Source organism: Nonlabens dokdonensis (assembly GCF_002162835.1).
Taxonomy (GTDB): domain Bacteria; phylum Bacteroidota; class Bacteroidia; order Flavobacteriales; family Flavobacteriaceae; genus Nonlabens; species Nonlabens dokdonensis_B.
This window is the reverse complement of the sequence record NZ_MAAX01000007.1, coordinates 318-23953: the sequence shown is the minus strand read 5'-3', so window position 1 is coordinate 23953 and position 23636 is coordinate 318. Positions and strand designations below refer to the sequence as shown.

The following is a 23636-nucleotide window of genomic DNA, read 5'->3' as shown; positions in this document are numbered from 1 at the left end:
GAAGACCCCAGTAGCACACCAGAGCAAGACGTACAGCCTGCACCTTTTACTTCTGTAGAATTCTCAACTAATAGTAAGGTACTCTATGTGACTCATAATACAGAAGGAATAAGACAATATGACTTGAGTAATTTAACGCAAATTCCTCCTTATATAAATGTGACCCCTCAAGTAGGTTCATTAACCTATTCTCATCTCAAGTTAGGACCGGATCGCAAAATATATGTAAGCAATCGAGGTAGATCTTTTCTAGGCGCTATCAAAGAACCTAACACAGTAGGCTTAGGTTGTGACTATGAGGTAAATGTGTTCAATTTTAACACAGGCAACCACCTTCTAGACCTACCTACGTTTTTATTACCTGAGCGTCCAGAGGGACTTTCTTTTCTCAACATTTGTTTAGGAGAATCGACCGAATTGAAATTTGGAAGTGATTTCTTTTCTACCACATACGAATGGGATCTAGGAGACGGTACAATCTTAATGGGCTCTGACACTATAAACTATACATATGCAGCTCCAGGAACTTATACGGTAAGCATTCAAGGTTTTGACGCTTCAGGCAATCCTACATTTTCTGATAGTAAAGATCTCATTATATATGATTCTCCTACTATTGAACCTATAGAAGATATTTATAACTGCCTGGAAAACAACCCATTCTTTTTTATAGATAGACAAGATGATTTTTTAGGCACCTTAGATTTTAGTGTTTTTGATATTACATATTATTTGAATGAAGAAGATGCTTTAAAACGTGATAATGATATTATAGAAATCACTCCACAAATGGGCACACAAACTATTTGGGTACGTGTGGATAATAGAGTTAATTTTCAGTGTTTTGATGTTATTAGTTTTGATATTATAACACCAGAATTTATAACTGTAGATATCGACAGACAACAATATTTATGTGATGGACAAGATCTCATCTTAGAGGCTCCTGATGGCTACATAAGTTATGAATGGAATACTGGAAGTCATGATCAAAATATATTAGTAGACACTGTAGGCGACTATACCCTAACTGTTGTAAAAGATTTTGGGCAATTTAACTGTGAGGCAACCGTGCGGATTAATGTTGATGTTTCTACGCTTCCTATAATCGAAGAAATACGAGTTAATGATTGGTCTCAAAATTCTAACTCCATTGAAGTTATTATGAGTTCTGATGGAAACTATGAATATTCAGTAAACAACGATATTTTCCAGACATCTAATGTATTTAACGATTTACCTCTAGAAGACTATCAGATTTATGTCAAAGAACTTGAATGTGGAGAAGTGGTTCAAAGTGAAGAATTATTTTTATTGTATTATAATAAGTTCTTTACTCCTAATGGAGACGGATTTAATGATTACTGGCAAATTATAAACTCCAAGAGAGAAGCTGACGTAAGCATTACTATATACGATAGATATGGTAAATTGATTGTGGTTATTGATCCACAGAGTATAGGTTGGGATGGCACTTACAATGGCGCTCCTGTTCCTTCGTCTGATTACTGGTATCGCGTTACGCGATCAAATGGTAAAACACATACAGGACACTTTACCTTAAAGAGATAAATTTTGTCAGAATTTTGACATCTCGGTACTGATCTAAATAGTACCTTTGTAGCTAGTAAAAAAATTAATCAATTATTTTACTTTGATTAAATATGGGGTCGACTGGTTTTGACAGCGAGACCGACTTGATTGTAAGCATGTAGAGCGCTGGGACATAGCTCTTAAATATCATGATTCACACTTTTTTAAACGGCGAGAATAACTACGCCCTAGCAGCATAATCTGAATTATAGTAAGATGTGCCTCGGCTCGTAAGACGAGCATGCAGGAAGTTCCTCAAAGGCCTTGGTTTACGGCACTTGATTTAGGGACTTCGTAAAAGTAAACCTATCCTCAATAGGACTTTGATGTTGAGGAGAAATTTAATTGAAGACAAGCGTTACTTTGGTAGTTTCTAACCGGTGTAACGACTGAAATCAAATGGAAACTAAACATGTAGAAAGCGATGAATTCGCTCGTTTGGACGAGAGTTCGATTCTCTCCGACTCCACAAAAAATTAAAACCACGCTTTTACTTGCGTGGTTTTTTTTTATTCATATTTCTATGACAATCAGTAGAAGTGATTAGGGTATCCGCTTTCGCGAAAGCGAGAGTATTTTAGATATAGTGTTGTGATTATACGGTTTCAGTAATCGTTATACTCTCTATATACTCTTTTAAAACTTCTACTACATAATCAAGTTCTTCTTTTGTATTATAAATTGAAAAACTAAAACGTAAACTAGGCTTCTTTAAATCTTCATCATTCAACACACTGGTTAATACGTGAGATCCTTTTTGCGAACCGCTCTGGCAAGCGCTACCTTTAGAACAAGCAATGCCTTTTAAATCCATTGTAAAAAGAAGCATCGCAGCTTTATCTGCCGGGCAAGGAAGACAGACATTTAAAAGCGTGTAAGTACTATTTTCATGGTCGCTACAGTTGCCATTAAATTTCACCCCAGGAACGTGCTTTTCTAGTTCTTCTTTAAAATAATTTTTAAGATCTACTACATAAGCTCTATCTTGTTCTAAAGAATCATAGGCCATTTGAAGTGCTAGATCCATTCCTACGATGTTATGCACACTTTCAGTTCCTGCTCTTATACCTCGCTCTTGAGATCCTCCTAAAATAAGAGGTTTTAAACCTGTACCTTTTCTTATGAATGCAAAACCTACTCCTTTAGGTCCATGAAATTTATGAGCAGACACTGCAGTAAAATCTACTGGCAATTTTTTAAGATCCATTTCAAAATGACCTATAGATTGTACACAATCACTATGAAACAATGCTCCGTATTTTTTACATAATTCTCCTACGCGATCGATATCTAATTTATTGCCTATCTCATTGTTTATATGCATCAATGAAACCAGTGTCTTTTTATCACTTGTAGAAAGTAATCTTTCTAGATCAATGTAATTAGGTGTGCCACAATCTTTCAACTTAACATGAGCAACTTCAGTCCCATATTTTTCGGCACAATAATCTACTATATAAATAACGGCGTGATGCTCTATAGTTGTCGTAATAATGCGCTCAACTCCTAGGTCACGCACGCAACTATGAATGGCAAGGTTATCAGCTTCAGTACCGCCAGAAGTAAAAATAATTTCGGCAGCAGTAACATTTAATTGAGCAGCTATATTCTTGCGTGCATTCTCAATTAGTGATTTTGCACTACGCCCGTAACTGTGAGTGGAGCTAGGGTTACCATGAACTTCTTTCATAACCTCCGTCATTCTATCAATGACTTCAGGTCTCATTTGTGTAGTTGCTGCGCTGTCTAAATAAACTTGTCTCATGTCACAAAAGTAAATTATTTGCAATAAAAATTAAGCTTTAACGCTTTAATATGATTGACTACTTTTGTTATTATGAAAAAACTGCTTTACCTTATATTCCCTATAGTTTTAATAGGATGTGACGATGGAGACATCATTACAAATGATTTTGATTTTGAAGACAGTGCCGTAGAAGCTTGTGACCCTACCTCTGGAACAGGTGAAACTTTCAATTACGTTTTTTATAAAAATGAGAATACTAATTTTGAGAGTTTAGTACTCCAGATCAATACTTCAGATGATATATTAAATACAGAAGGTAGCTACGGTCCATACACTATTATTTCTAGTAGCTTTGAATCATTTGAATATAGGAAATTTGATGCGGCACCTGGAGACGATTATTATTGTAACAGTATTCCTCCCAGTTCACCGAGAGTGACTGAGGTTTATAATGCTATAGCTGGTGACATTTATGTAGAAACGAGAAGACGTAGTGATGATGACAACGATGGGATACCTTCCACAGAAGAAGGTGCTGTTTTTATAGATGGTATTATTAATGAAGCCGCTAGTGAAGATACAGATAATGATGGTATACCTGATTACCTAGATATTGATGATGATGGTGATAACGTCCCTACCATTCTGGAAGGTGTAGTTTTAGACAGCGATGGAAATATCGATATGGCAGCAAGCTTAGATACTGATGGCGATGGCATTCTTGATTATCTAGATGAGGACGATGATCAAGATGGGACCCTAACAAGAAATGAGTCTATAGATGGTAATATTGATCCCACAGATGATATACCATTGAACTCTAACATTCCCAATTTCAGGAACCCAATGATAAATACTGAAGCAAATCCTTTAGTAACAGAATATATTCCTCACACCATCAACAGAGTTATAGAATTAAATATAACCATTCAAACGCTCAACTTGCAAAATGAATCTGAAGAAATAGTTTTCAATACGGTATATCCATTCGGTGATTTTATTCAGGAAGCTAATGAATTATCCTGTACACCAGCATTTAATCCACCGGCAGGTTCTGACGGATGCGTATTTCAGTAGCTCCTCTACCGTATTTTTGATAGTCAGCATCATAATATTCAATTTGCGTGTATCGATCAAATAAGAATCGCAATTCTTCTTTGAGAACGCCTTGACCTATCCCATGAATAAACACAAGTTTAGGAACACGGTTTTCAATCGCCCATTCTATTTTATGACGTGCTGTTTCTATTTGTAAATTAAGCTTTTCATAGGCATCCATACCTCGCTCATTTTTAACTAATTGATGTAGATGCAAATCTATTTCTACGGCCGGAATAAATGCTGCTTTTTTACGAGATACAGTTCGTTTTTTTGACCTAGAAGGAGTTGGCTCTTTTTTAATTTCCACCTTAGAAACAGTAAAAGATTTGTCAATTATCAACTGGTTTTGATGGAAGGTTATCTCTATTCCATCATCAGTAAGGATAGTTATTTGTTCCGCTTTCGCGAAAGCTACCACACCACCAAAATCATCGTCTAAAACAAGAACTCTATCTCCTTTTCTAAACTTTTTCATTTACTCCTCTTCTTCAGATAGGTGATCATCTTTGTGAGCTGCCCAGTGACTACTAGCACGATAAGCTCCCAACATTAAACATATCAGACCGGTGATTTGAAACCAGATACTTGCAGTGTTATCCACTAAGGAGTAGAGTAAAAATGAAGCACCTATAATGATAAGAAATCCGTTGAAAAGCTGCTTAGTGTTGTTCTTAATCGGCATTATGTATAGTTCATCTATTAGTTACCGCAAATCTATAAACTTTTACATATCATTATAATTATTAGCCGCTTAAAATTATATTTTTGTGTAGTTAAGGATCATATTATGAAGAATTTACTTTATATCACTTTTTTATTTCTAACTACCGGCGCCGTTTATGGTCAGCTTAACGTAGTAGGAGATAATTTTGTGTTCTCAAAAGGGACCGACATTTTTGTTAAAGAAGAAATTAATTTAGTTAATGCAGATTCTAAAATCTATCTAAGAGGTGAAGCGCAGCTTTTACAAGATAGCAATGTACCGAATGAAGGAAGTGGTGTACTTTCTATTTTTCAAGAAGGAACTGCAAATGTTTATAGTTATAACTACTGGTCTGCTCCTGTAGGTAACGCATTAACCGCATCAGGAAATGAAGGTTTTCTTAATACTCAAATAAAATATCCTACCATTAACACTTCTTCTCCACCAGTAGATGGAACAGATTTTACAATTACTGCTGAAGATTCTGAAATACTAGCTTACGGTGTTAGAAATGGACAAAGTGATGATGGTGATATAGATGGTGTAGATAAATTGCAAATCGCCGGTAGATGGTTATGGACTTATGATAGTGGTGGTAATCCAGCTACTGGATATGCAGGATGGACTAATTTTAACGGCTCACAAACCGCTAGACCTGGATATGGTTTCACCATGAAAGGTGTTAATGAAATATCTGGAGGATCACCAAATTTTGATGGAGGACAGCGATATGACTTTAGAGGTAGACCTAACAATGGAACCATAACAGTAGGTGTAGGTAACGATAATGGAACTCTTGCAGGTAATCCATATCCTAGTGCATTAGATTTAAAGAAGTTTCTTCAAGAAAATGCTCAAGATAGTGGTGCAGGTACAGTTTTAATGGATCCATGGGTTGAATTTTGGGAATCTCAAGAAGAAGGCTCTCATTTATTAACAAGCTACTTAGGCGGCTATGCTCGCTACGTACCTCTAGGATTTGCACCTGGAACTAATGATGGCTATGCAAATAACGGTACTTATCAAGATCCAGTTTTTAGAAGAACGAACAATGACGGTACTATCAATACAAGTACTAGAACAACTAATTTATTAGGACCACCTACGCCACCTGCAGATGACGCTAGTTTTGTAGATAATGGTTTAATGGATGGTAGAAGAAGATATGCAGCAGTAGGTCAAGGTTTTTTTATTTCTAGAACTAATACGGATGTACCTTTTACACCAACATCATTTGAACAAGATGCAACACCTAATATATCAGATGGCGTGACATTGCCAGGTGGTCAGACTGGTGAATTGATTACATTTAATAATTCTATGCGTGTTTTTCAAAGAGAAAATGGCGTTGAATCCTATTTTAAAGCAGCTCCTGGAGTGAGCGATCCTCAAAGCGCTATCGTAGCGAGCCAAGTTCCTAAAATGATTATCAACGTAATACCTAATGCACTATATGTAAGGCCGTTAAATTTCATCTTTGACGATAGTACATCACAAGCATATGATTTTGCATGGGAAAGCCCTATTTCTGGTAGAATTGATACAGACGCATATATAAAAATAGGTACAGAAGGTGAATATGGACTATCTTCACAAGCCTATGATGAAAATATGGCTATTCCTATAGGCGTAGAAGTAGCAGCGTCAAACACATCGCCTATCGATGTTGAATTTGAGTTAGCTTTCTTGATTAATTTTAATCCTAATGATGTATTCTTACATGATACTCAAACAGGAACATATCATGACCTTAAGGCTGGAAATAAAACATTATTAATAGCACCTGGTCATTATACTGACCGTTTTGAAATTACATTTAAGGATACTTCTAGCACCTTGAGTAATGAAAATCTAGATGAAGTGAATTTTGATATATTTCAAAACAACAACATAAAGGAACTTACGGTATTAAATCCCAATCAAGAAGATGTAGCAAGTATTGCTTTGTATGATCTTGCAGGAAGAGAAGTTTTTTCTAGTAAACCTACAACTACACAATCTACTTATACCTTTGAAACTGCATCATTATCGAGTGCGATTTATATTGCAAAGGTTACAACAACAGATAATAAAGAGAAATCAGTTAAGGTTAGTATCTCTAATTAATATGAATACACTCCTCGTAGATGATAGCTGGATGCTACCTTGTATGAGTAAACAACTAATGGGAATGGACTGTCCTGGATGTGGTATCCAGCGGTCCATTTCTTTTTTACTCCAAGGCAACATTGTAGATTCCTTTTTAATGTATCCTGGGTTATTTCCAGGTATCTTTCTATTTGTGTTTTTAATAGTAGACTGGTTTAAAGATTTTAAACATGGAGAACAAATTAAACTTTGGGCAACTATACTTACAATAGGAACCATTGTATCCAGCTACTTAATTAAAATGGTAATTCATTAAAATTTATTGTAACATTGTAGTAAAGTTCATTACTAACTTTACAAATTAAACCCAACCTTATTATGCAAAAATTAAATACAACATTAGTCTATATCCTATCTATTGTAGGATTGATTTGCTGTTGCTGGCCATTTGGAATTGCTATCATACCGACAGGAATAGCCTTCTTTATAGCTTCAAAAGAAATGAAAAAATATGAAGCATCGCCAGAATCTTATTCTAATGGTGATGCAATGAAAACAGCAAAAACAGTTTCTTTAATTATATTCATACTTGCCTCATTATATTTATTATACTTCATTTATGGCGTAGCCACAACTCCATGGGATCAAGTTATGTCAGGATATGAAGACGCGATGAGAGACTCAGGAGTTGAATTTTAATACAATCAAATCATGCAAAAATTAAATACCACATTAGTTTACATTTTATCAGTAGTAGGATTATTATGCTGCTGTGTATACGGTTTAGGAACGGTTGCAGCAATTATCGCAATTGTAGTAGCTACTAAAGAGATTAAAAAATACGAAGCAAATCCAGATCAATTTGTTAATGGAAAAGCAATGAAATCTGCTAGAGTATTTGCAATTGTTTCTTTATTTATATCTTTTATAGGTCTAGCATTTGTAATCTGGACTTTAGTTAATCCATGTGCATTTTTTGATTGGTACATAGGAATGTTTGAAAACAATCCTAATGTTCCAGCAGAATCTATGGAGCAAATATATCAAGCTGCTGAAGAAGCAGGATGTAGATAATACTTCTTTATTATTTGAAAAAAGGGAAAGCTAGCGCTTTCCCTTTTTTGTTAATATAACTATTAAATAGTAAATAGAAATAGTTCTGACAGTTCCCTTATTAATACTGAGGAATTATAAATTTCTCCATATAGTAAATAAAATAATGACACTTACAATGACTATGATCACGTAAAAATTGATTAATAACTTTCTCAATAGATGGTCTCTTAAAGCAGGTATCCACTCAAATACACCTACAACGATACCATATGGTAACAATATGAATAATAATGGATTAAAACGGAATGCCTTACTCAGTTCACCGTTTAAGAAAGAGTGAACCGCCCGCTGAGAACCGCAACCTGGACAATCATATCCTGTCAAATATTTACTTGGACATTGCGGAAATAAGTTATGCTCTACTGGATTGAATTTTTTGTATAGAAAAAATGCGGTCATTACCATTACAGCAATACCGCATCCTAAAAGATATCTTTTGTAATTAGAAACCGCCATCAGCAATTGCAGCAAGCACACCTGTAAATAAAAATATGAGGACTAATACAAAACCAGTTACTGCAGCGGCAATTACCCAGTTTCGTGCATTAGTGCTGGCCGCTTGTGCGCCTTGAAAGTCTCCTACTCTATGTTTACTCTCTACCTGAGAACTGTAAACTATGGCAATGATTCCAAAAATCTGACAGCATAACAAAGTAACAATTATCGACTCGGCCAACCATGTTTTAGGTGGTGGACCAAAGTTTTGTGGATTAAACTGTTGTGAGTATTGCTGTCTATAGTTTGGTTGGTTCTGGTTTTCCATATTATTCAAACTCCTTTAAAGTCTTAATAATGATAGCTATACAATCATCTAACTGCTCTTTATTCATAACTAAAGGTGGTGCAAATCTTATAATATTACCATGTGTTGGTTTAGCAAGCAATCCATTATCACGTAATTTTAAACATATATTCCACGCGGTATCACTATCTTCTGTATCATTTATAACGATAGCATTTAGTAAACCTCTACCTCTAACTAAGGTTACCGTGTCAGTAGTTTCAATATACTTCTGAATTTCAGATCTAAAATAACTTCCTAAAGCGCGAGCATTTTGGATTAAGTTTTCATCCTTAACTACTTCTAAAGCTGCCATTGCAACTGCTGCCGCAACAGGATTCCCTCCAAAAGTAGAACCGTGCTGTCCTGGTTTAATCACATTCATTACTTCATTATCTGCAAGTACAGCGCTTACAGGATATGCTCCACCAGAAAGTGCTTTTCCTAAAATCAACATATCAGGTCGTGCATAAGTTTCTGGCTGGCGCTCACAATGAGCTTCACAAGTACAGTTACCACAAACTGCTAGCAATCCACCAGTTCTTGCAATACCAGTTTGTATTTCATCAGCAATAAAAAGGGCTTTGTGCTTAGTACATAAATCACGTGATGCTCTCATATAATCGTCGTCTGGCGTAAAAACACCAGCTTCACCTTGAATAGGTTCAATTAGAAAACCAGCAACGTTCTCCTCTTGCAACGCTTTTTCAAGGGCTTGCGTATCGTTGTAAGGTATTTTAATAAAACCTGGTGTGTACGGACCGAAGTTTTTACGAGCACCTTCATCATTTGAAAAGGAAATAATGGTTGTGGTACGACCGTGAAAATTATTCTCTGCTACGATAATTTTTGCCTCATGCTCCTCAACTCCTTTTTTCTCATAAGCCCATTTACGTGCAATTTTAATAGCTGTTTCTACAGCTTCTGCACCAGTGTTCATGGGTAATACTTTATCAAAACTAAAGTACTCAGTCATGTATTTCTCATACTGCCCTAACTTATCATTATGAAAAGCTCTAGATGTAAGCGTTAAAGTTTGCGCCTGCTCATTCATAGCATTAACAATAGACGGATGACAATGTCCTTGATTAACTGCACTGTAAGCACTTAAGAAGTCAAAATACCTTTTACCATCTACATCCCAAACATAAACACCTTCACCTTTTTCCAATACAACTGGTAATGGATGGTAATTATGTGCTCCATGCTTATCTTCTAAATCAATATAATGTTGCGCCTTGCTCTTTGTCTCTATGCTCATTTCTCTACTTTTAATCATTTGCCGCAATTTAATCATTTAGCTTGCAGGATTAAAATTATAACCTTTAAGAATTTGCGAAATTCTCAAGGAACACTGCATACAATAACACGAGTAAAGTTCTATAAAAACGAGGATTTTAGTTAATTTTGGCACCTATGTCAAAACGAAGAAGAAGAGCTCAAAAATCCTTTGAAAACGTCCCAGTAGTAGACGCTGGAGCAAGAGGTAAAAGTGTTGCAAAAACTGAAGAAGGTGAAGTCATATTCCTCACCGATGCCGTTCCTGGCGATGTCGTAAATATTCAGACTTTTAAAAAGAAACGTTCCTTTTATGAAGGTCGTGTTACTAAATTTATAGAATTAAGTGAGCGACGAGCAACGCCTGTTTGCAAACATTTCAATACTTGTGGTGGTTGTAAATGGCAACATATGACCTATGAAAGCCAGCTGTATTTTAAGCAAAAAGAAGTAGTTGAAAACCTGACACGTATAGGTCATTTGGAGCTTCCAGAAATTACTGCTATTGCTGGCTCATCACAACAGTATCATTATCGCAACAAGATGGAATTCAGCTTTAGTGCAAACAGATGGTTGACTCTTGAAGAGATTCAAAGTGATATAGAAATTGAAGATAAAAAGGCTTTAGGATTTCACATTCCTGGCATGTGGGATAAGATCTTGCACCTAGACGAGTGCCATCTTCATCCTCAAATAGGAGAAGATATTAGGTTGAGTGTGCACGCTTTCGCGAAAGCGGAAAACATATCCTACTTTAACCCTAGAGAAAAGACTGGAACTCTAAGAACCTTAATGTTGCGCATGTCCTCCACAGGAGAAAATATGGTGGTAATTCAGTTCTTTCAAGACAACGAAGCGCAAAGACTTGCTTTATTAGATCATTTAAAAGAATCTTTTCCACAAATTACATCGCTACAATACATCATTAATGAAAAGGCAAATGATACTATTTATGATCAAGATGTGATTTGTTACCATGGACGCGACCATATCTTTGAAGAAATGGAAGGCTTGCAATTTAAAATTAATGCTAAGTCTTTCTATCAAACTAATAGCCAGCAAGCCTATGAGCTGTATAAAATCACGAGAGATTTTGCAGGGTTGAGCGGTGAAGAACTCGTTTATGATTTATATACAGGTACTGGAACCATTGCTCAATTTGTAGCAAAAAAAGCAAAGCATGTAGTAGGTATAGAAGCCATTCCAGTGGCCATAGAAGATGCTAAAACTAATGCACAACATAATGGTATTGATAACACTACCTTTTTTGCAGGAGACATGAAAGAAGTGTTTACTCAAGATTTCATAAATGAACACGGCCAGCCTGATGTGGTAATTACAGATCCGCCGCGAGATGGAATGCACAAAGACGTTGTTGCACAACTACTTCATTTAAGTGCCAAAAAAATCGTTTATGTAAGTTGTAATAGCGCAACACAAGCACGTGATCTAGCGTTATTAAATGAGAAATATCAAATCACCAAAGTACAACCTGTAGATATGTTTCCACAAACGCATCACGTAGAAAACGTAGTATTACTGGAATTAAGAAAGTAAATATGAAATACACAATTGTTCTTTTAGTATTGGTTTTTGTTCTAGGCAGCTGCTCTGAAAATGAAATCCTAACTGCTAAGGAAACCTATATCAAAGGAAATGTACAGGTAACTGATTCTTTGGAGCTAGATAAAATTACTTTATACGGTTATGATATTTTTGAAAAGCAAAGTATTCAAAAAGATATTGCTATAAATGAAAACGGAGACTTTGAAACCGTCATAGATTTAAAATACGCCAGTGAATTCACCTTGTATGGCATCAATAGTTTTTCAATTCTTGCCGTTCCTGGCGATACCATCACCGCAAATTTTCTAGAAAGTAGAAAGGCAGCTGACTTTGAAGACAATTTACAGTTTACTGGAAGAACAGCGACCACGCAAGAAAGTCTACAAGATTACCTTAATAACAATCCTGTAAATACCGATGATTTTTTTGTAAATGATAGTAATAAGAATTACAAAGATCTAGAAGAATACTTAGGCAATCAAAAAGACGCCCTTAAAAAGCATTACAAAAAATTTCAAGATGACCCTAGCATCAATAAATACCTAAGAGACTACATCAATGCAGATGAAAAATATGCGCTTCATAATATAAAAATGGAGTACGCCGCATTTGCTAGATACTACGGTAAAGAATTACCAGCTATAAATGGCGACTATTACAGCAGTATAAATAATTTACCTAGACTAGACCGTGAAGATTTAGTAAATTCAAGTACGATAAGTAACTTACTTCATCATCATTATACGTTTGCTTATCAAGAAATTGAGAAAAAATCTCCAGAAGCGACCTCATCTGAAATTGATCAAGTCATAATTGAAAATGCCTTAGATAAAGACACGTTCTTAAACCAGCACACCATTGCTATGCTAGTAATGGACGATCTTAAGAATCACTCACTTCAACTGTATGAAAAGAATTCAGAAAGATTAAAACCATACTTTGAAAATTCTACTTTGGGAATTTCATTGCAAGAGCGGTATGAAGAAGAGAGAAAACTTTTAGATAATCCAGACCTTCCTAAAGAAACTGAGCTACTCACTTTTAAAACCGATGATCCATCAAAATATCTTGACGAGATCATTTCTAATGCAAATGGTAAGATAATTTACATAGACAACTGGGCGACGTGGTGCAGCCCTTGTAAAGCAGAGTTTAAAGAAGCTTCACCAGCTTTACATGAAAAATTCAAAGAAGACGTGGAGTTTATTTATTTGTGCCACGCAAGTGATAAAAAGGCTTACTTACCTTCAATTTCTCAATATCAAATAAAAGGAAAACATTACTTTTTAAATGATGAAGAAGGAGCTATTATACAAGATCAAATCCATCTAGAAGGCTTTCCTACTTATACTATTATCGACAAGAATGGTGATCAAGTACTATCTGACTATATTCACCGTCCTAGTTATAGGAAAACTACAGATATTCTTAAAAATTTGATTCAAGGTAATGAGGTAAACTTAAACGATGAGAGCAAGTAAATTATGAAGTTTTATTTAAAAATGGCTCTTCTCTTTGTACTCACGTTGCTATCTAATAGCTGTGAAAAAGATGATTTATGCACACCAGAGCAAGCAGTAACACCTAGATTAGTTATAGAGTTTAAAGATGCCATCAATCCACTAGAAGAAAAAGTAGTAGAGCGTATTCAAGTACAAGAAATAGGAAGTACAGACTTTGCACCATTAGATAGTGATGGCTCGCTTGTATTAACAAATACTTCCACGATTTCACTTCCATTAAGAACAGATAGTGCGACGACCAGCTATAACTTGATCCTTACAAAAGAGAATATTACTAACTCAGATAATATCAACTTTAACTATACGCTAAATGAAGAATATGTCAGTAGAGCTTGTGGATTCAGGGTTATTTACAACAACCTAGTGGCAGTTCAAACTCCAGAAAGCTCTGGTGATAACTGGATTGATAGAATTGTAGTCATAGAAAGTAATGTTACTAATAATACAGACATTCATGTACAAATACTTCATTAGCCTTTCATTTGTATTAATTTCTGTCTTTGGTTTCGCTCAAGGCGAAAACGAGATTTCCACAGACAGCATTATCTATAAAAAAACTTATGGATTAAGAGCTGGAATAGATGCTGCTAGCTTAATAAGAACAGGAATAGATCCAGAATATACTGGTTTTCAAATTTTGGCAGATTACAGACTAACAGATCGTCTATATGTTGCTGGAGAAATAGGAAATGAATCCTTAGACAGAACTAGTGAAAGTGTAGATTATGAAAGTACTGGTCAGTTTTTAAAAGCTGGTGTAGACTATAACTTCTACCAGAACTGGTTAGACATGGATAACATGATCTATGGTGGAGCACGATTGGGTTTTGCAAATTTCTCTCAAACACTGAATAGATACGATTACAATACAGATAATAACTATTTTCCCATTTTTACAAATGTAGTTGATAGAGAGTTTTCTGGACTTAATATGGTATGGATAGAAATTCAACTAGGAATAAAAGTAGAAGTTCTGAACAATTTTTTTGTTATAGCAAATCTTCAATTAAAACATCGCCTCACAGAAAACGCTCCTGAGAATTTTGATAACCTTTACGCGCCAGGATTTGGCAGAACTTATGATAGAGGTAATATAGGCGCAGGCTACTCATACGGCATCATGTATCGCATACCATTTTTTAAGAAGTAATGCCTCTTAATTACAGTGACAATTTTATTAGCTCAACTCTTTATTTTGATTGGTATGATTTTTATTACATAAGATCATAAGTTACAAGAAGATCTCACTTGATTTACTTTTTATTATAATCTTTAATAAATAAATACCAAACGATTATAGTTTATCAATAGTTGTGAAACCCTTTAGTACACCAGACAAAGTTATACCTCTAAAATAAAAGCTGTTTTCACTCGTCGGAGAGCCTCTTCTACTGGCTATAATTTCAATGGTATCATTTGTGTTTCCCACTAAAATAGTCTGGCTTGCACCGGCAGCTATTGTAACAGTACCTGTGCTAGATGCATTAGGAGAATTCCAGTATAAGGTTAAGGATTGACTAGGATGTGAATTCTCAACAAGAAGCCCACGGTTTGTACCACCACCATATGAAATTCCATCAGTACTAACCTCTAACCACTCTGTTGATATTAAAACTTCACCAGTGTTAGGCAAAAAAACATTAGCATGTTTTGTTATCGCTCTTTTATCCCATGATGCATCACCATTAGAATCTCCTGTTAGTAATGACTCAGGTCCTTCATTACCATCTGTTAACCTTAATGAACCATTAATATCAAGAGTGGCCTGTGGATCATCTTCATTAATCCCTACTGCTCCACTTTCTTTAATGACCATGCGATCAATGGTAGCGTTAGAGCCATCTGGTGTGGTGGCAAACACTATTTTTCCAGGACTACTACCAGCAGAATTATTACCGTCTGCAATAAAGTTTATTTCAGTAGCTGGGGCAAAATTAAATGTGTTAGATTGGGTAAGAGAATTTGCCCTTACACCACCTAAAAATGTACCATCAGTAACCGCTGCAGGAGAGGCTAGAGTACCTCGAGATCGATACATATCTAAGTCTAGATCATCTGTTTCTGCATCGATGAATCTAAAAAAGAGTACATCTCTAGAGTTTTGTGTAGTAATATGCAAAGCACCTAAAGGATTTGTCGTACCTATTCCTACTTGACCTAAAGAATAAATGTTATCTGTGTTATCAGTCGCAGGGTTTGATGTAGAGGCTTCATTCCACGGCTCAATATTTGTATTAATAGGACTCCATGTGCTAGCCCCAGTATCCCAAAAATAAAAACCTATAGAATATGATATATCGTCACTTGTACTACCTGTTCCTTGATCATCAGTCCATACCGAATTAAGAAATATAAGCTGACCGTTTTCAGTACCGTTAGAACTTAAATCAACTACTCGCGGTACCAAAATACCATCTTCAGATGATACAGATCCTAAGTCATTTGTAGCTCTAATATCTAAAGTAGTTAATGGGTTATCTGTACCTATTCCTACTTGAGCCATTAATAAATTTGACCCTAAAAATACAAGAATTACAGGCCAGATGTTTAACTTTTTAATTGGTAAATTCAAATTTTGAGTATTTAATAAAACTTAGCAATTTACAGTCTTTGAAAACCTTTTTACTTAAGATATATTTAAAATGAAATAGATTCGATGAAGTAATATTTATAATCGATTAAAATGACTAAAGTGTCTAGCTGGCAGTCTAAAAACCTTACTCATGTTCCGCTTTCGCGAAAGCAAAAAAAAAGCCTTACTATAAAAAGTAAGGCTTTTACTGAAGTTAAAAATGTTTATTTATTCTTCTTCATCTATAGAACTTAGAAGTCCATTAGACTCTAACAAATTGTACCATTGAATTACTTTTTTGATATCGCTGGCATACACACGCTCTTCATCATATTCTGGCAGCACCTCATTAAAATAAGCTTCTAATTCTTTTTTACCCACTTTATGGTTGATCGTGGGACCGTTAGATTCTTTGTCAGCTATTTTTTTAAATACTTCTTTTAAAGGCATTTCTTTAGAGCAAGTATAAATGGAAATATCATTCAGTACACTTACATTATGATTGATACCTACTATAGAGGTTTTTTTATCTATTAAGGATTCTACTACAAAACCACTTTTTGCTTTGGTTTTTAACTGGTATAATCCTGGCTTTCCTGTGATGGATAAAATTTTATCTAAACTCATATTCTTTTTTTAGCGGTCGCAAATATATTGAATAACCATTTAGATTATTCATAAGATCGTGCGAGTAATTATTTTAAGTAGTGGTAATAGTTGTTACTTACTAAATGCATAAGCATCGGTAACTAACCTTTTCTTGATTTATCTTCTTCTTCCTTTAACCTCTGGAAACCTCATGCGGTAACCTACGTCGGTTTTGCCTTTAGAAATATTTGTTAACCTGCCTTTTAATAATCTTTTTTTAAGGCTGGATATTTTATCTGTAAACAAAGTACCTTCTATATGATCATACTCATGTTGTATGACTCTCGCTATAATACCATTATAAGTCTCTGTATGCTCATTGAAATCTTCATCTAGATATCGTATAACAATTTCTTCTTTACGGAAAATATCTTCAGTCACATTAGGTATGCTCAAACAACCCTCGTTAAATGCCCATTCCTCACCGCTTTCTTCTAGAATTTCGGCATTGATAAAAGCTTTTTTAAAACCTGCTAATTTCTTTGCCTCTTCTTCAGAAAAATCTGGATCGTCACCAAAAGGAGACGTATCTACAAGAAATAACCTGATGGATAGACCTACCTGAGGTGCTGCAAGGCCAAGACCGTTTGCGTTATACATGGTTTCCCACATATTCTCAAGAGTCTCTTTAAACTGCGGATAATCTGGTGTTATATCCTTTGCTTTCTTTTTTAAAACTGGATCGCCGTAAGCGACTATGGGTAAAATCATATTTTTTAATGATTAATTTTTAATATCTAATGATTACTATACGATGATTAATTACAGTATTTGATTCTATTGCAACTCTATTTTAAATTCTGAGAATGTACTTACAGAAAATTGAATCCATTATTAACTCTATCCATATAACTCTGCAATATGATGGTTGCGGCAATTTCATCGACTAGCGCTTTATTCTGACGTTGTTTCTTTTTCATACCACTACTCAACATACTGGCATGAGCCATTTTTGAAGTAAAACGCTCGTCTTCTCGTTCTATTTTTACATCAGGAAACAATTCTTTTAATCGTATCGCATATTTGTTAAGCCATGGCCCTAACTCACTATCAGTATAATTCATTTGTTTAGGTTCTCCTAAAATAATGGTTTCTACTTGTTCTTTTTTCAGGTAATCAGTTAAAAAAGAAGTAAGATCTCTTGTGGCAACTGTCGTTAATCCAGATGCAATAATTTGCATAGGATCTGTAACTGCTATACCAGTTCTTTTCTTTCCATAATCGATTGCTAGAAGTCGCGCCATACTTTGCAAAAATAAATAAATGGTTAAGGATAAGCTAATCTAGGCGCATCAAACTGCTTATTACACATAGTAGCTATTATATTTGTAAAAAACTACTTATGGACCAGTTACAAAATGTAATAGAAAACGCATGGGAAGATCGATCCCAGCTTGAAAATAGAGTTACTAAAACAGCAATAAGAGAAGTAGTAGATATGTTAGATCGTGGAACACTGCGTGTAGCAGAACCTACTGAAGATGGCTGGAAAGTAAATGAATGGGTAAAGAAAGCAGTTGTCTTATACTTCCCTATTCAGAAAATGGAGACTATAGAATGTGCTCCATTTGAATATCATGATAAGATTCCACTTAAAACTGGTTATCAGAGCAAAGGAATACGTGTAGTACCTAATGCTGTGGCAAGACACGGTGCATACATATCTAGCGGTGTAATCATGATGCCTTCTTACATAAATATAGGTGCTTATGTAGAAGAAGGCACTATGGTAGATACTTGGGCAACTGTCGGTAGTTGCGCTCAAATAGGTAAAAATGTTCACTTAAGTGGTGGCGTAGGAATAGGTGGCGTTTTAGAGCCTTTACAAGCAGCTCCTGTTATTATAGAAGACAACGCCTTTATAGGTTCACGTTGTATCGTGGTAGAAGGTGTGCGTGTAGAAAAAGAGGCAGTTTTGGGCGCAAATGTAGTTCTTACCGCTAGTACAAAAATCATAGACGTTACTGGTGATGAACCTATAGAATATAAAGGTCGCGTACCGGCACGATCTGTAGTCATACCAGGAAGCTATGCAAAAGAATTTCCTGCAGGAACATATAATGTGCCTTGTGCAATTATTATAGGACAACGTAAAGAAAGTACCAATAAAAAAACTTCACTTAACGATGCCTTGCGTGAATATAATGTAGCCGTGTAGTGCGCATTTTACTTATTCAATATCAAATGTTGGGTGATGTGCTTACTAGCACTATCATTGCAGATCAACTTAAGATCACCTATCCTCAGGCACGACTCGATTACTTAATCGTTTCACATGCAGAGGCTCTAGTGGCACATCATCCTGCTATTGATGGACTTATAAAAGTGTCCAAATCAGATTTTGAGAAAATGAGTTTTATAATCTCGCTTTCGCGAAAGCTGAAACAAAAAAAATATGATCTTCTCATCGATGCCTATGGGAAGAATAATAGTGCTATTCTTTCCTTTTTATCGAGAGCAAAGCAAAGAATAGGGTATAAAAAATGGTTCTCTGTATTTGCTTACACTCATACCGTAAGAAATGAGCCGGATACATCTATTTATAAGACTGGTGTAGCCTTAGGCAGTAGAATGCTACTCACGCAACCACTTACTGATCATGTTAAATGGCATCTTAAACCAAAAATATACCTTACTAAATCAGAAATAGAAGAAGGCAAAAACTGGATTAAAGCATCTGGCATTGATCTAGAAACACCTCTTACAATGGTAAGCGTGCTGGGCAGTAGCGACGTAAAAACCTTGCCTTTTAACACTATGGCCAAAGTGCTTGATGAGTTTGTTGCTCATACAAAGTCTCAATTACTTTTTAATTATATACCTCATCAAAAAGACGCGGCGCTCACAATTTATAACGCCTGTTCACCAGCTACAAGGGAACTTATTTTCATAGATGCTTTTGCACCAAGTATAAGAGATTTTCTCAAAGTTCTATCTCACTGCGACAGCATCATAGGTAATGAAGGCGGCGCTGTAAATATGGGGAAGGCTCTAGACATTGCTACCTTCACTATTTTTAGCCCTTGGATTAATAAATCATCTTGGAACGTAGGAGAAGATGGTAAGAAACACATATCTGTGCATCTTAAGGATTTTAAACCAGAGCTTTATCAAGAAAAACCTTTGAAGAAAATGAAGCCTCAAGCACTTGAGCTCTATCAAAAGTTTGAAGCAAAACTGGTTTTTCCAGAATTAAAAAAGTTTACTAAAGAGAATTATTAAATGTTCTTCTCTTCCTTTACAATCCCATAAGGAGTAAAGTCTTTCTTTTCACCTCTGGTTGCTTTTCTTATCGCTTTATTCTTATCGATAGATTCTTGATTTTTATAACCGCGAGCGTGATCTAGGTGCAAACATATAGCACTATAGCGTATCTGTTTAGATTTTAATCCATAATTAAAAAGTCGCTCGCCTAACTCACGATCTTGACCTCCATATTGCATGCGTTCATCAAAACCATTTACAGCAATTAAGTCTTTAAGCCATCCACTAGAATTATGACCATTCCAGCTAGCATTAGTAGGCGTGAGATTCTCCATGATTTTTGCAGTTACAAATCCTGAAGTGAGCTTTTGGTTTTTGTAAGAATTAGGCAAACCGTTTTTACGCAACCATTCTACGTCAAAACATCTCTGTGTTGCGATGTCGTCATTTGTTATTTGCTTAGAAAGCTCTAGAGGTAATTTGTAGTAACCTCCTGATAAGAAATGCCCATGCTCTCTACGCTCGTAATGAATTTGTAAAAAATCTTCTCTAGCTATACAGTCACCATCTGACATGACCACATATTCAGAATTACAAGCCATGAGTGCTTTGTTGAGAATTGAACTTTTTTGAAATCCATCATCCTCATGCCATACATGAATGATTTTCTTACTACTATTTTTTTTATAATTCTCAATAAATTCTTTGGTTCTATTATCAGAACCGTCATCTGCGATAATGATTTCAAACTGTCTGAAAACTTGATATTCATAACTCCACAATGTTTTTTCTAACCATGGGATAGAGTTATAAGTACTAATAACAACCGAAATAGATGGATCTTTAATCATAAATAAATAGAGCAATTACTATAAATACAAATTTAACGATATAAACTGACATAGCTACTCTACCTCTACCTCAACATCCTGCCACATATAATTCTAATAATCAAAATAATAGACTTAAAAAAGCAATAGAATAATATAAATAACAAAGATGATTAAAGTACAAGAACCGCACTTTTTTACTATATATGTAAAGTAATCTATAAATTAATCGATTAGATTTTAGGTTATTAATAGAACAAAGTTATTTTTGCTGCTGTCTGATTTTAAATTCAAAAATTAGTTATTACTTATGTCTAAATATCCTATTACCGCAATTATCCCTGCATATAACGAGGCTCACAATATTGTTGAAGTTCTTAAGAGTGTAGATTTTTGCGATGAGGTTATTCTCGTAGACAGTAATAGTACAGATAATACTGTTGAATTAGGAAAACCTTATTTTGATAAATTACTTACTAGAGAATATATCCACAGTGCATCTCAAAAAAATTGGGCAATTCCACAAGCTAGTAATGAATGGATTCTTTTAGTTGATGCAGATGAAAGGGTAACACCTGCATTAAAAGAAGAAATAATACAGCTGTATCCTAATTTAGAGAGTAACGGTCACGTAGGTTACTGGATGGGAAGACGTAATTTCTTTATGGGAAAACAGGTGCGTTATAGTGGTTGGAAAAATGATAAAGTAATTCGGTTATTTCGTAAATCTAAATGTAGATATATTGATAAACATGTACACTCTGAAATAGAAGCAGACGGAACTTTAGGCTGGCTTAATCATAAATTGCTTCATTACAAGTATGTGAACATGGATCATCATGTTAATAAACTGCAGCGATATGCCAGTTTACAAGCTCGTGACTTTGATAAAAAAGTAGGTAAAATCACCTTGTTTCATGTAGTCATAAAACCGTTTTGGGGCTTTTTTAAGCACTATATCATTCAACTGGGATTCTTAGATGGTTTTGTAGGCTTTTCTATCGCTTACTTAAGAAGCTACGGTATATTTATGAGGTATGTAAAATTATGGCTCTTGCGTAGAGGAATCGATTAAGAAAGTAACTTTTCAATTTTCTCCTTAGTAAGATCATAATGGTCACATATTTGCTGCCACTGCACTCGATTATAATCTTGACCTTTATTCACCTTTTTTAATGCCACAAATTGCGTTCCCATAATAGGAATAGGTATGTCTGGCTGTGATGTATTTTGAAGAGATTTTGTGTTATTTAAAATGGCCATCGCCTTAAACCACAGGTCATCTGCTTTAGGTGCTAACTTCATGAATTGATTTACATCTTGAACATCGTTGTGCAAACTATGCGCTGGATATAAAACACAAAAAGCTCCTACTGGCATGTTATGAGCTCCTTGTTGCGGAGGATTTGCTACAAACGGCCACTTACTATAGGAATTAATCGTTCCGTTTTCGTATGTCATTTTACGACACCTGTTCCCTATTATTTCTTTTGGGAACTTTAAGTGTTCTTCATAGATAATCTTAAGTGTGTCTGACTGATAGATAACGTCATCGTCACAGGTTATGATGGTCTTATCTGGGAAAGCATCTAAACTATGAATCAATTTTCTATGTGAAAATCCGTAAGGAGAAAATCTAATTTCAAAGATATCTCCTTGTAATTTAGATAACCGTTTCGGTATCTGATCTTTTAGATCGTCTTTGAGCCACAACACAATTTTTTCAGGTAGGTATTCCTGTTGCAACATGCTGCGTATGGTAATATGTAATGTTCTTAATCGCGTAGGAATAGAAGTTAAAGAGACGATAACAGGAATCTTCTTTGTATACGCATTCCCTAATTTAGAATGAGGTACGAGCAGCATTTTCACACTTGCGCTTAAGGACTTCGGAATTTCTGCTAATTTCATTTTTTAAAAATCCCTTTTAATTTTTTCTTTAAACGTTTCTTTTTATGAAAAGCTTCTTGGAAATCCTGAGTATGTTTCCACATGGTTTCAATAGTATATTCTTCATCTTGTCCAGAAATACGAGCATATTCTTTACCCATTATTTCATACATCCATTTTTTGGGCGATAAGCGCTCAAAATTCTTTAACCGGTCCTCGTAAGGAATATCGTAAAATTTCATTCTATTGAGGTCTACTAAAGAGAAATGATACATCTCACCTTCCTTTGTGATTAACGTATTTCCAGGAGAATGATCTAGAAAATATACTCCAGCTTCATGCATTTTGAACATGAACTGTGAGAACTGAATTAAAATGTTCTCCTTATCTACAAGGTTTGTATCATTAGTAATTTCTCTATAGGTAAAATCATGATTTGCATACTCGCTAACGTAGTAACTCTTATTTAAACCTACACTGCTAAATTGCTCTAGATATGCCACTGGTGACGGCGTACCAATGTTGTTTTTTTCTAAATATTTAGCGTTATAATAAGACCGAGCCGCTTTGGATTTCCTGAAAAATCGATAAGCTATTTTATTAATAAAATTAGGAGTTCTAAACGATTTTACTACTAGTTTTTTCCCATCGTAATCGATGACTTTGATCGTGTTGCGATCATCACCTAGCTGCCTAGAAGATTGATCAAATAATAGAAGTATTTCCTGAAACCGCTTTCGCGAAAGCGAATCACTAACAAAATTTTCTTTACTCATCTATCTCCTATAATTTTAAAACAAAAATACATTAAATGCTTTCATCAAGTCCCATGTTATTCAGGCAATACTACTTGCTGTTGTTTTAAGGAAAGGCTTAATGGTGCACCTTTGAGAAGTACACGCCATAATTTCCAGTTTTTAGATTTTACTAGACTGGAAAAAAAATATTTCAACACATAAAAAACAAGTAAGAATCGATGGGCAAGCAACCCATGAT

The 23636-nt window shown here is 35.1% G+C and carries 26 protein-coding genes and 1 other RNA gene; 14 read left to right on the top strand and 13 right to left on the bottom strand.

What is annotated here, in order from left to right; genetic code table 11:
- Together A9Q93_RS00320 and ssrA are read left to right on the top strand one after the other, a co-directional pair.
- On the top strand, positions 1-1572 hold a 1572-nt coding region (locus A9Q93_RS00320), incomplete at its 5' end, for a T9SS type B sorting domain-containing protein (RefSeq protein ID WP_303685374.1).
- A gap of 94 nt (positions 1573-1666) precedes the next feature.
- Positions 1667-2065: a transfer-messenger RNA gene (ssrA, locus tag A9Q93_RS00315) on the top strand.
- Between the two features lie 123 nt (positions 2066-2188).
- Here ssrA and A9Q93_RS00310 read toward each other — a convergent pair.
- Complete coding sequence (locus tag A9Q93_RS00310; protein WP_303685373.1) at positions 2189-3358, bottom strand: cysteine desulfurase family protein; 1170 nt, start codon at positions 3356-3358, stop codon at positions 2189-2191.
- A gap of 72 nt (positions 3359-3430) precedes the next feature.
- Between A9Q93_RS00310 and A9Q93_RS00305 the strand changes: the two genes are divergently transcribed.
- The gene (locus tag A9Q93_RS00305; protein ID WP_303685372.1) at positions 3431-4417 is read left to right on the top strand and encodes a hypothetical protein; all 987 of its coding nucleotides are present in this window, start codon (positions 3431-3433) and stop codon (positions 4415-4417) included.
- On the opposite strand, the gene A9Q93_RS00300 is transcribed toward A9Q93_RS00305, so the two are convergent.
- Positions 4377-4916 (bottom strand): Smr/MutS family protein, encoded by a 540-nt coding sequence (locus tag A9Q93_RS00300; protein ID WP_303685371.1) that lies wholly within the window; start codon positions 4914-4916, stop codon positions 4377-4379. The two genes, A9Q93_RS00305 and A9Q93_RS00300, sit on opposite strands and share 41 nt — an antisense overlap.
- Entirely contained in the window at positions 4917-5123 is a 207-nt protein-coding gene (locus A9Q93_RS00295) for a hypothetical protein (RefSeq protein ID WP_303685370.1), read from the bottom strand.
- A 105-nt stretch (positions 5124-5228) separates the two neighbouring features.
- Here A9Q93_RS00295 and A9Q93_RS00290 point away from each other — a divergent pair, with 105 nt between their 5' ends.
- From A9Q93_RS00290 to A9Q93_RS00275, 4 genes are all read left to right on the top strand, one after another.
- Entirely contained in the window at positions 5229-7250 is a 2022-nt protein-coding gene (locus A9Q93_RS00290; protein ID WP_303685369.1) for a T9SS type A sorting domain-containing protein, read from the top strand.
- 1 nt (position 7251) lies between these two features.
- The gene (locus A9Q93_RS00285; RefSeq protein WP_303685368.1) at positions 7252-7548 is read left to right on the top strand and encodes a DUF2752 domain-containing protein; all 297 of its coding nucleotides are present in this window, start codon (positions 7252-7254) and stop codon (positions 7546-7548) included.
- A gap of 62 nt (positions 7549-7610) precedes the next feature.
- A complete protein-coding gene (locus tag A9Q93_RS00280; RefSeq protein WP_303685367.1) occupies positions 7611-7931 on the top strand; it encodes a CCC motif membrane protein in 321 nt (106 codons plus the stop codon).
- Between the two features lie 12 nt (positions 7932-7943).
- Positions 7944-8306, top strand: coding sequence for a CCC motif membrane protein (locus tag A9Q93_RS00275; RefSeq protein WP_303685366.1), 363 nt, complete (start codon positions 7944-7946; stop codon positions 8304-8306).
- Positions 8307-8420: 114 nt separating this feature from the next.
- Here the strand turns inward: A9Q93_RS00275 and A9Q93_RS00270 are convergent, their stop codons facing one another.
- Genes A9Q93_RS00270 through rocD form a run of 3 tightly spaced genes read right to left on the bottom strand, consistent with a single transcriptional unit; the run spans position 8421 to position 10390 of the window.
- A complete protein-coding gene (locus A9Q93_RS00270) occupies positions 8421-8804 on the bottom strand; it encodes a DUF2752 domain-containing protein (RefSeq protein ID WP_303685365.1) in 384 nt (127 codons plus the stop codon).
- Positions 8791-9111 carry a CD225/dispanin family protein gene (locus tag A9Q93_RS00265; protein WP_303685364.1) on the bottom strand — a complete coding sequence of 107 codons (321 nt, stop codon included), beginning with the start codon at positions 9109-9111 and terminating at the stop codon, positions 8791-8793. The genes A9Q93_RS00270 and A9Q93_RS00265 overlap by 14 nt, the downstream gene beginning before the upstream one ends.
- Position 9112: 1 nt before the next feature.
- Positions 9113-10390, bottom strand: coding sequence for an ornithine--oxo-acid transaminase (rocD, locus tag A9Q93_RS00260; protein ID WP_303685363.1), 1278 nt, complete (start codon positions 10388-10390; stop codon positions 9113-9115).
- 155 nt (positions 10391-10545) lie between these two features.
- On the opposite strand from rocD, the gene rlmD reads away from it, so the two are divergent.
- Genes rlmD through A9Q93_RS00240 form a run of 4 tightly spaced genes read left to right on the top strand, consistent with a single transcriptional unit; the run spans position 10546 to position 14646 of the window.
- The gene (gene rlmD / locus A9Q93_RS00255; RefSeq protein WP_303685362.1) at positions 10546-11964 is read left to right on the top strand and encodes a 23S rRNA (uracil(1939)-C(5))-methyltransferase RlmD; all 1419 of its coding nucleotides are present in this window, start codon (positions 10546-10548) and stop codon (positions 11962-11964) included.
- Positions 11965-11966: 2 nt separating this feature from the next.
- Positions 11967-13454: a thioredoxin-like domain-containing protein gene (locus tag A9Q93_RS00250; RefSeq protein WP_303685361.1), complete on the top strand. Its 1488-nt coding sequence runs from the start codon at positions 11967-11969 to the stop codon at positions 13452-13454.
- A gap of 3 nt (positions 13455-13457) precedes the next feature.
- Positions 13458-13970, top strand: coding sequence for a DUF6452 family protein (locus A9Q93_RS00245; RefSeq protein WP_303685360.1), 513 nt, complete (start codon positions 13458-13460; stop codon positions 13968-13970).
- Positions 13951-14646: a DUF6048 family protein gene (locus A9Q93_RS00240; protein ID WP_303685359.1), complete on the top strand. Its 696-nt coding sequence runs from the start codon at positions 13951-13953 to the stop codon at positions 14644-14646. The genes A9Q93_RS00245 and A9Q93_RS00240 overlap by 20 nt, the downstream gene beginning before the upstream one ends.
- 144 nt (positions 14647-14790) lie before the next feature.
- Here the strand turns inward: A9Q93_RS00240 and A9Q93_RS00235 are convergent, their stop codons facing one another.
- The 4 genes from A9Q93_RS00235 to ruvX all read right to left on the bottom strand — a co-directional run bounded on the left by A9Q93_RS00235 (position 14791) and on the right by ruvX (position 17960).
- Positions 14791-16068, bottom strand: coding sequence for a hypothetical protein (locus A9Q93_RS00235; RefSeq protein ID WP_303685358.1), 1278 nt, complete (start codon positions 16066-16068; stop codon positions 14791-14793).
- A 228-nt stretch (positions 16069-16296) separates the two neighbouring features.
- A complete protein-coding gene (locus tag A9Q93_RS00230; RefSeq protein WP_303685357.1) occupies positions 16297-16695 on the bottom strand; it encodes a DUF5606 domain-containing protein in 399 nt (132 codons plus the stop codon).
- 138 nt (positions 16696-16833) lie between these two features.
- Positions 16834-17427, bottom strand: coding sequence for a peptide deformylase (gene def / locus A9Q93_RS00225; protein ID WP_303685356.1), 594 nt, complete (start codon positions 17425-17427; stop codon positions 16834-16836).
- 101 nt (positions 17428-17528) lie between these two features.
- Complete coding sequence (gene ruvX / locus A9Q93_RS00220) at positions 17529-17960, bottom strand: Holliday junction resolvase RuvX (protein WP_303685355.1); 432 nt, start codon at positions 17958-17960, stop codon at positions 17529-17531.
- Positions 17961-18058: 98 nt separating this feature from the next.
- On the opposite strand from ruvX, the gene A9Q93_RS00215 reads away from it, so the two are divergent.
- Positions 18059-18874: a 2,3,4,5-tetrahydropyridine-2,6-dicarboxylate N-succinyltransferase gene (locus tag A9Q93_RS00215; protein ID WP_303685354.1), complete on the top strand. Its 816-nt coding sequence runs from the start codon at positions 18059-18061 to the stop codon at positions 18872-18874.
- Complete coding sequence (locus tag A9Q93_RS00210; RefSeq protein ID WP_303685353.1) at positions 18874-19938, top strand: glycosyltransferase family 9 protein; 1065 nt, start codon at positions 18874-18876, stop codon at positions 19936-19938. The genes A9Q93_RS00215 and A9Q93_RS00210 overlap by 1 nt, the downstream gene beginning before the upstream one ends.
- Here A9Q93_RS00210 and A9Q93_RS00205 read toward each other — a convergent pair.
- Positions 19935-20771: a glycosyltransferase family 2 protein gene (locus A9Q93_RS00205; RefSeq protein ID WP_303685352.1), complete on the bottom strand. Its 837-nt coding sequence runs from the start codon at positions 20769-20771 to the stop codon at positions 19935-19937. The genes A9Q93_RS00210 and A9Q93_RS00205 overlap by 4 nt on opposite strands.
- A gap of 289 nt (positions 20772-21060) precedes the next feature.
- Here A9Q93_RS00205 and A9Q93_RS00200 point away from each other — a divergent pair, with 289 nt between their 5' ends.
- Entirely contained in the window at positions 21061-21825 is a 765-nt protein-coding gene (locus A9Q93_RS00200; protein ID WP_303685351.1) for a glycosyltransferase family 2 protein, read from the top strand.
- On the opposite strand, the gene A9Q93_RS00195 is transcribed toward A9Q93_RS00200, so the two are convergent.
- Positions 21822-22661: a glycosyltransferase family A protein gene (locus A9Q93_RS00195; RefSeq protein ID WP_303685350.1), complete on the bottom strand. Its 840-nt coding sequence runs from the start codon at positions 22659-22661 to the stop codon at positions 21822-21824. The two genes, A9Q93_RS00200 and A9Q93_RS00195, sit on opposite strands and share 4 nt — an antisense overlap.
- Complete coding sequence (locus A9Q93_RS00190; RefSeq protein ID WP_303685349.1) at positions 22658-23416, bottom strand: lipopolysaccharide kinase InaA family protein; 759 nt, start codon at positions 23414-23416, stop codon at positions 22658-22660. Before A9Q93_RS00190 ends, A9Q93_RS00195 begins: the two co-directional genes overlap by 4 nt.
- Between the last annotated feature and the right edge of the window lie 220 nt (positions 23417-23636).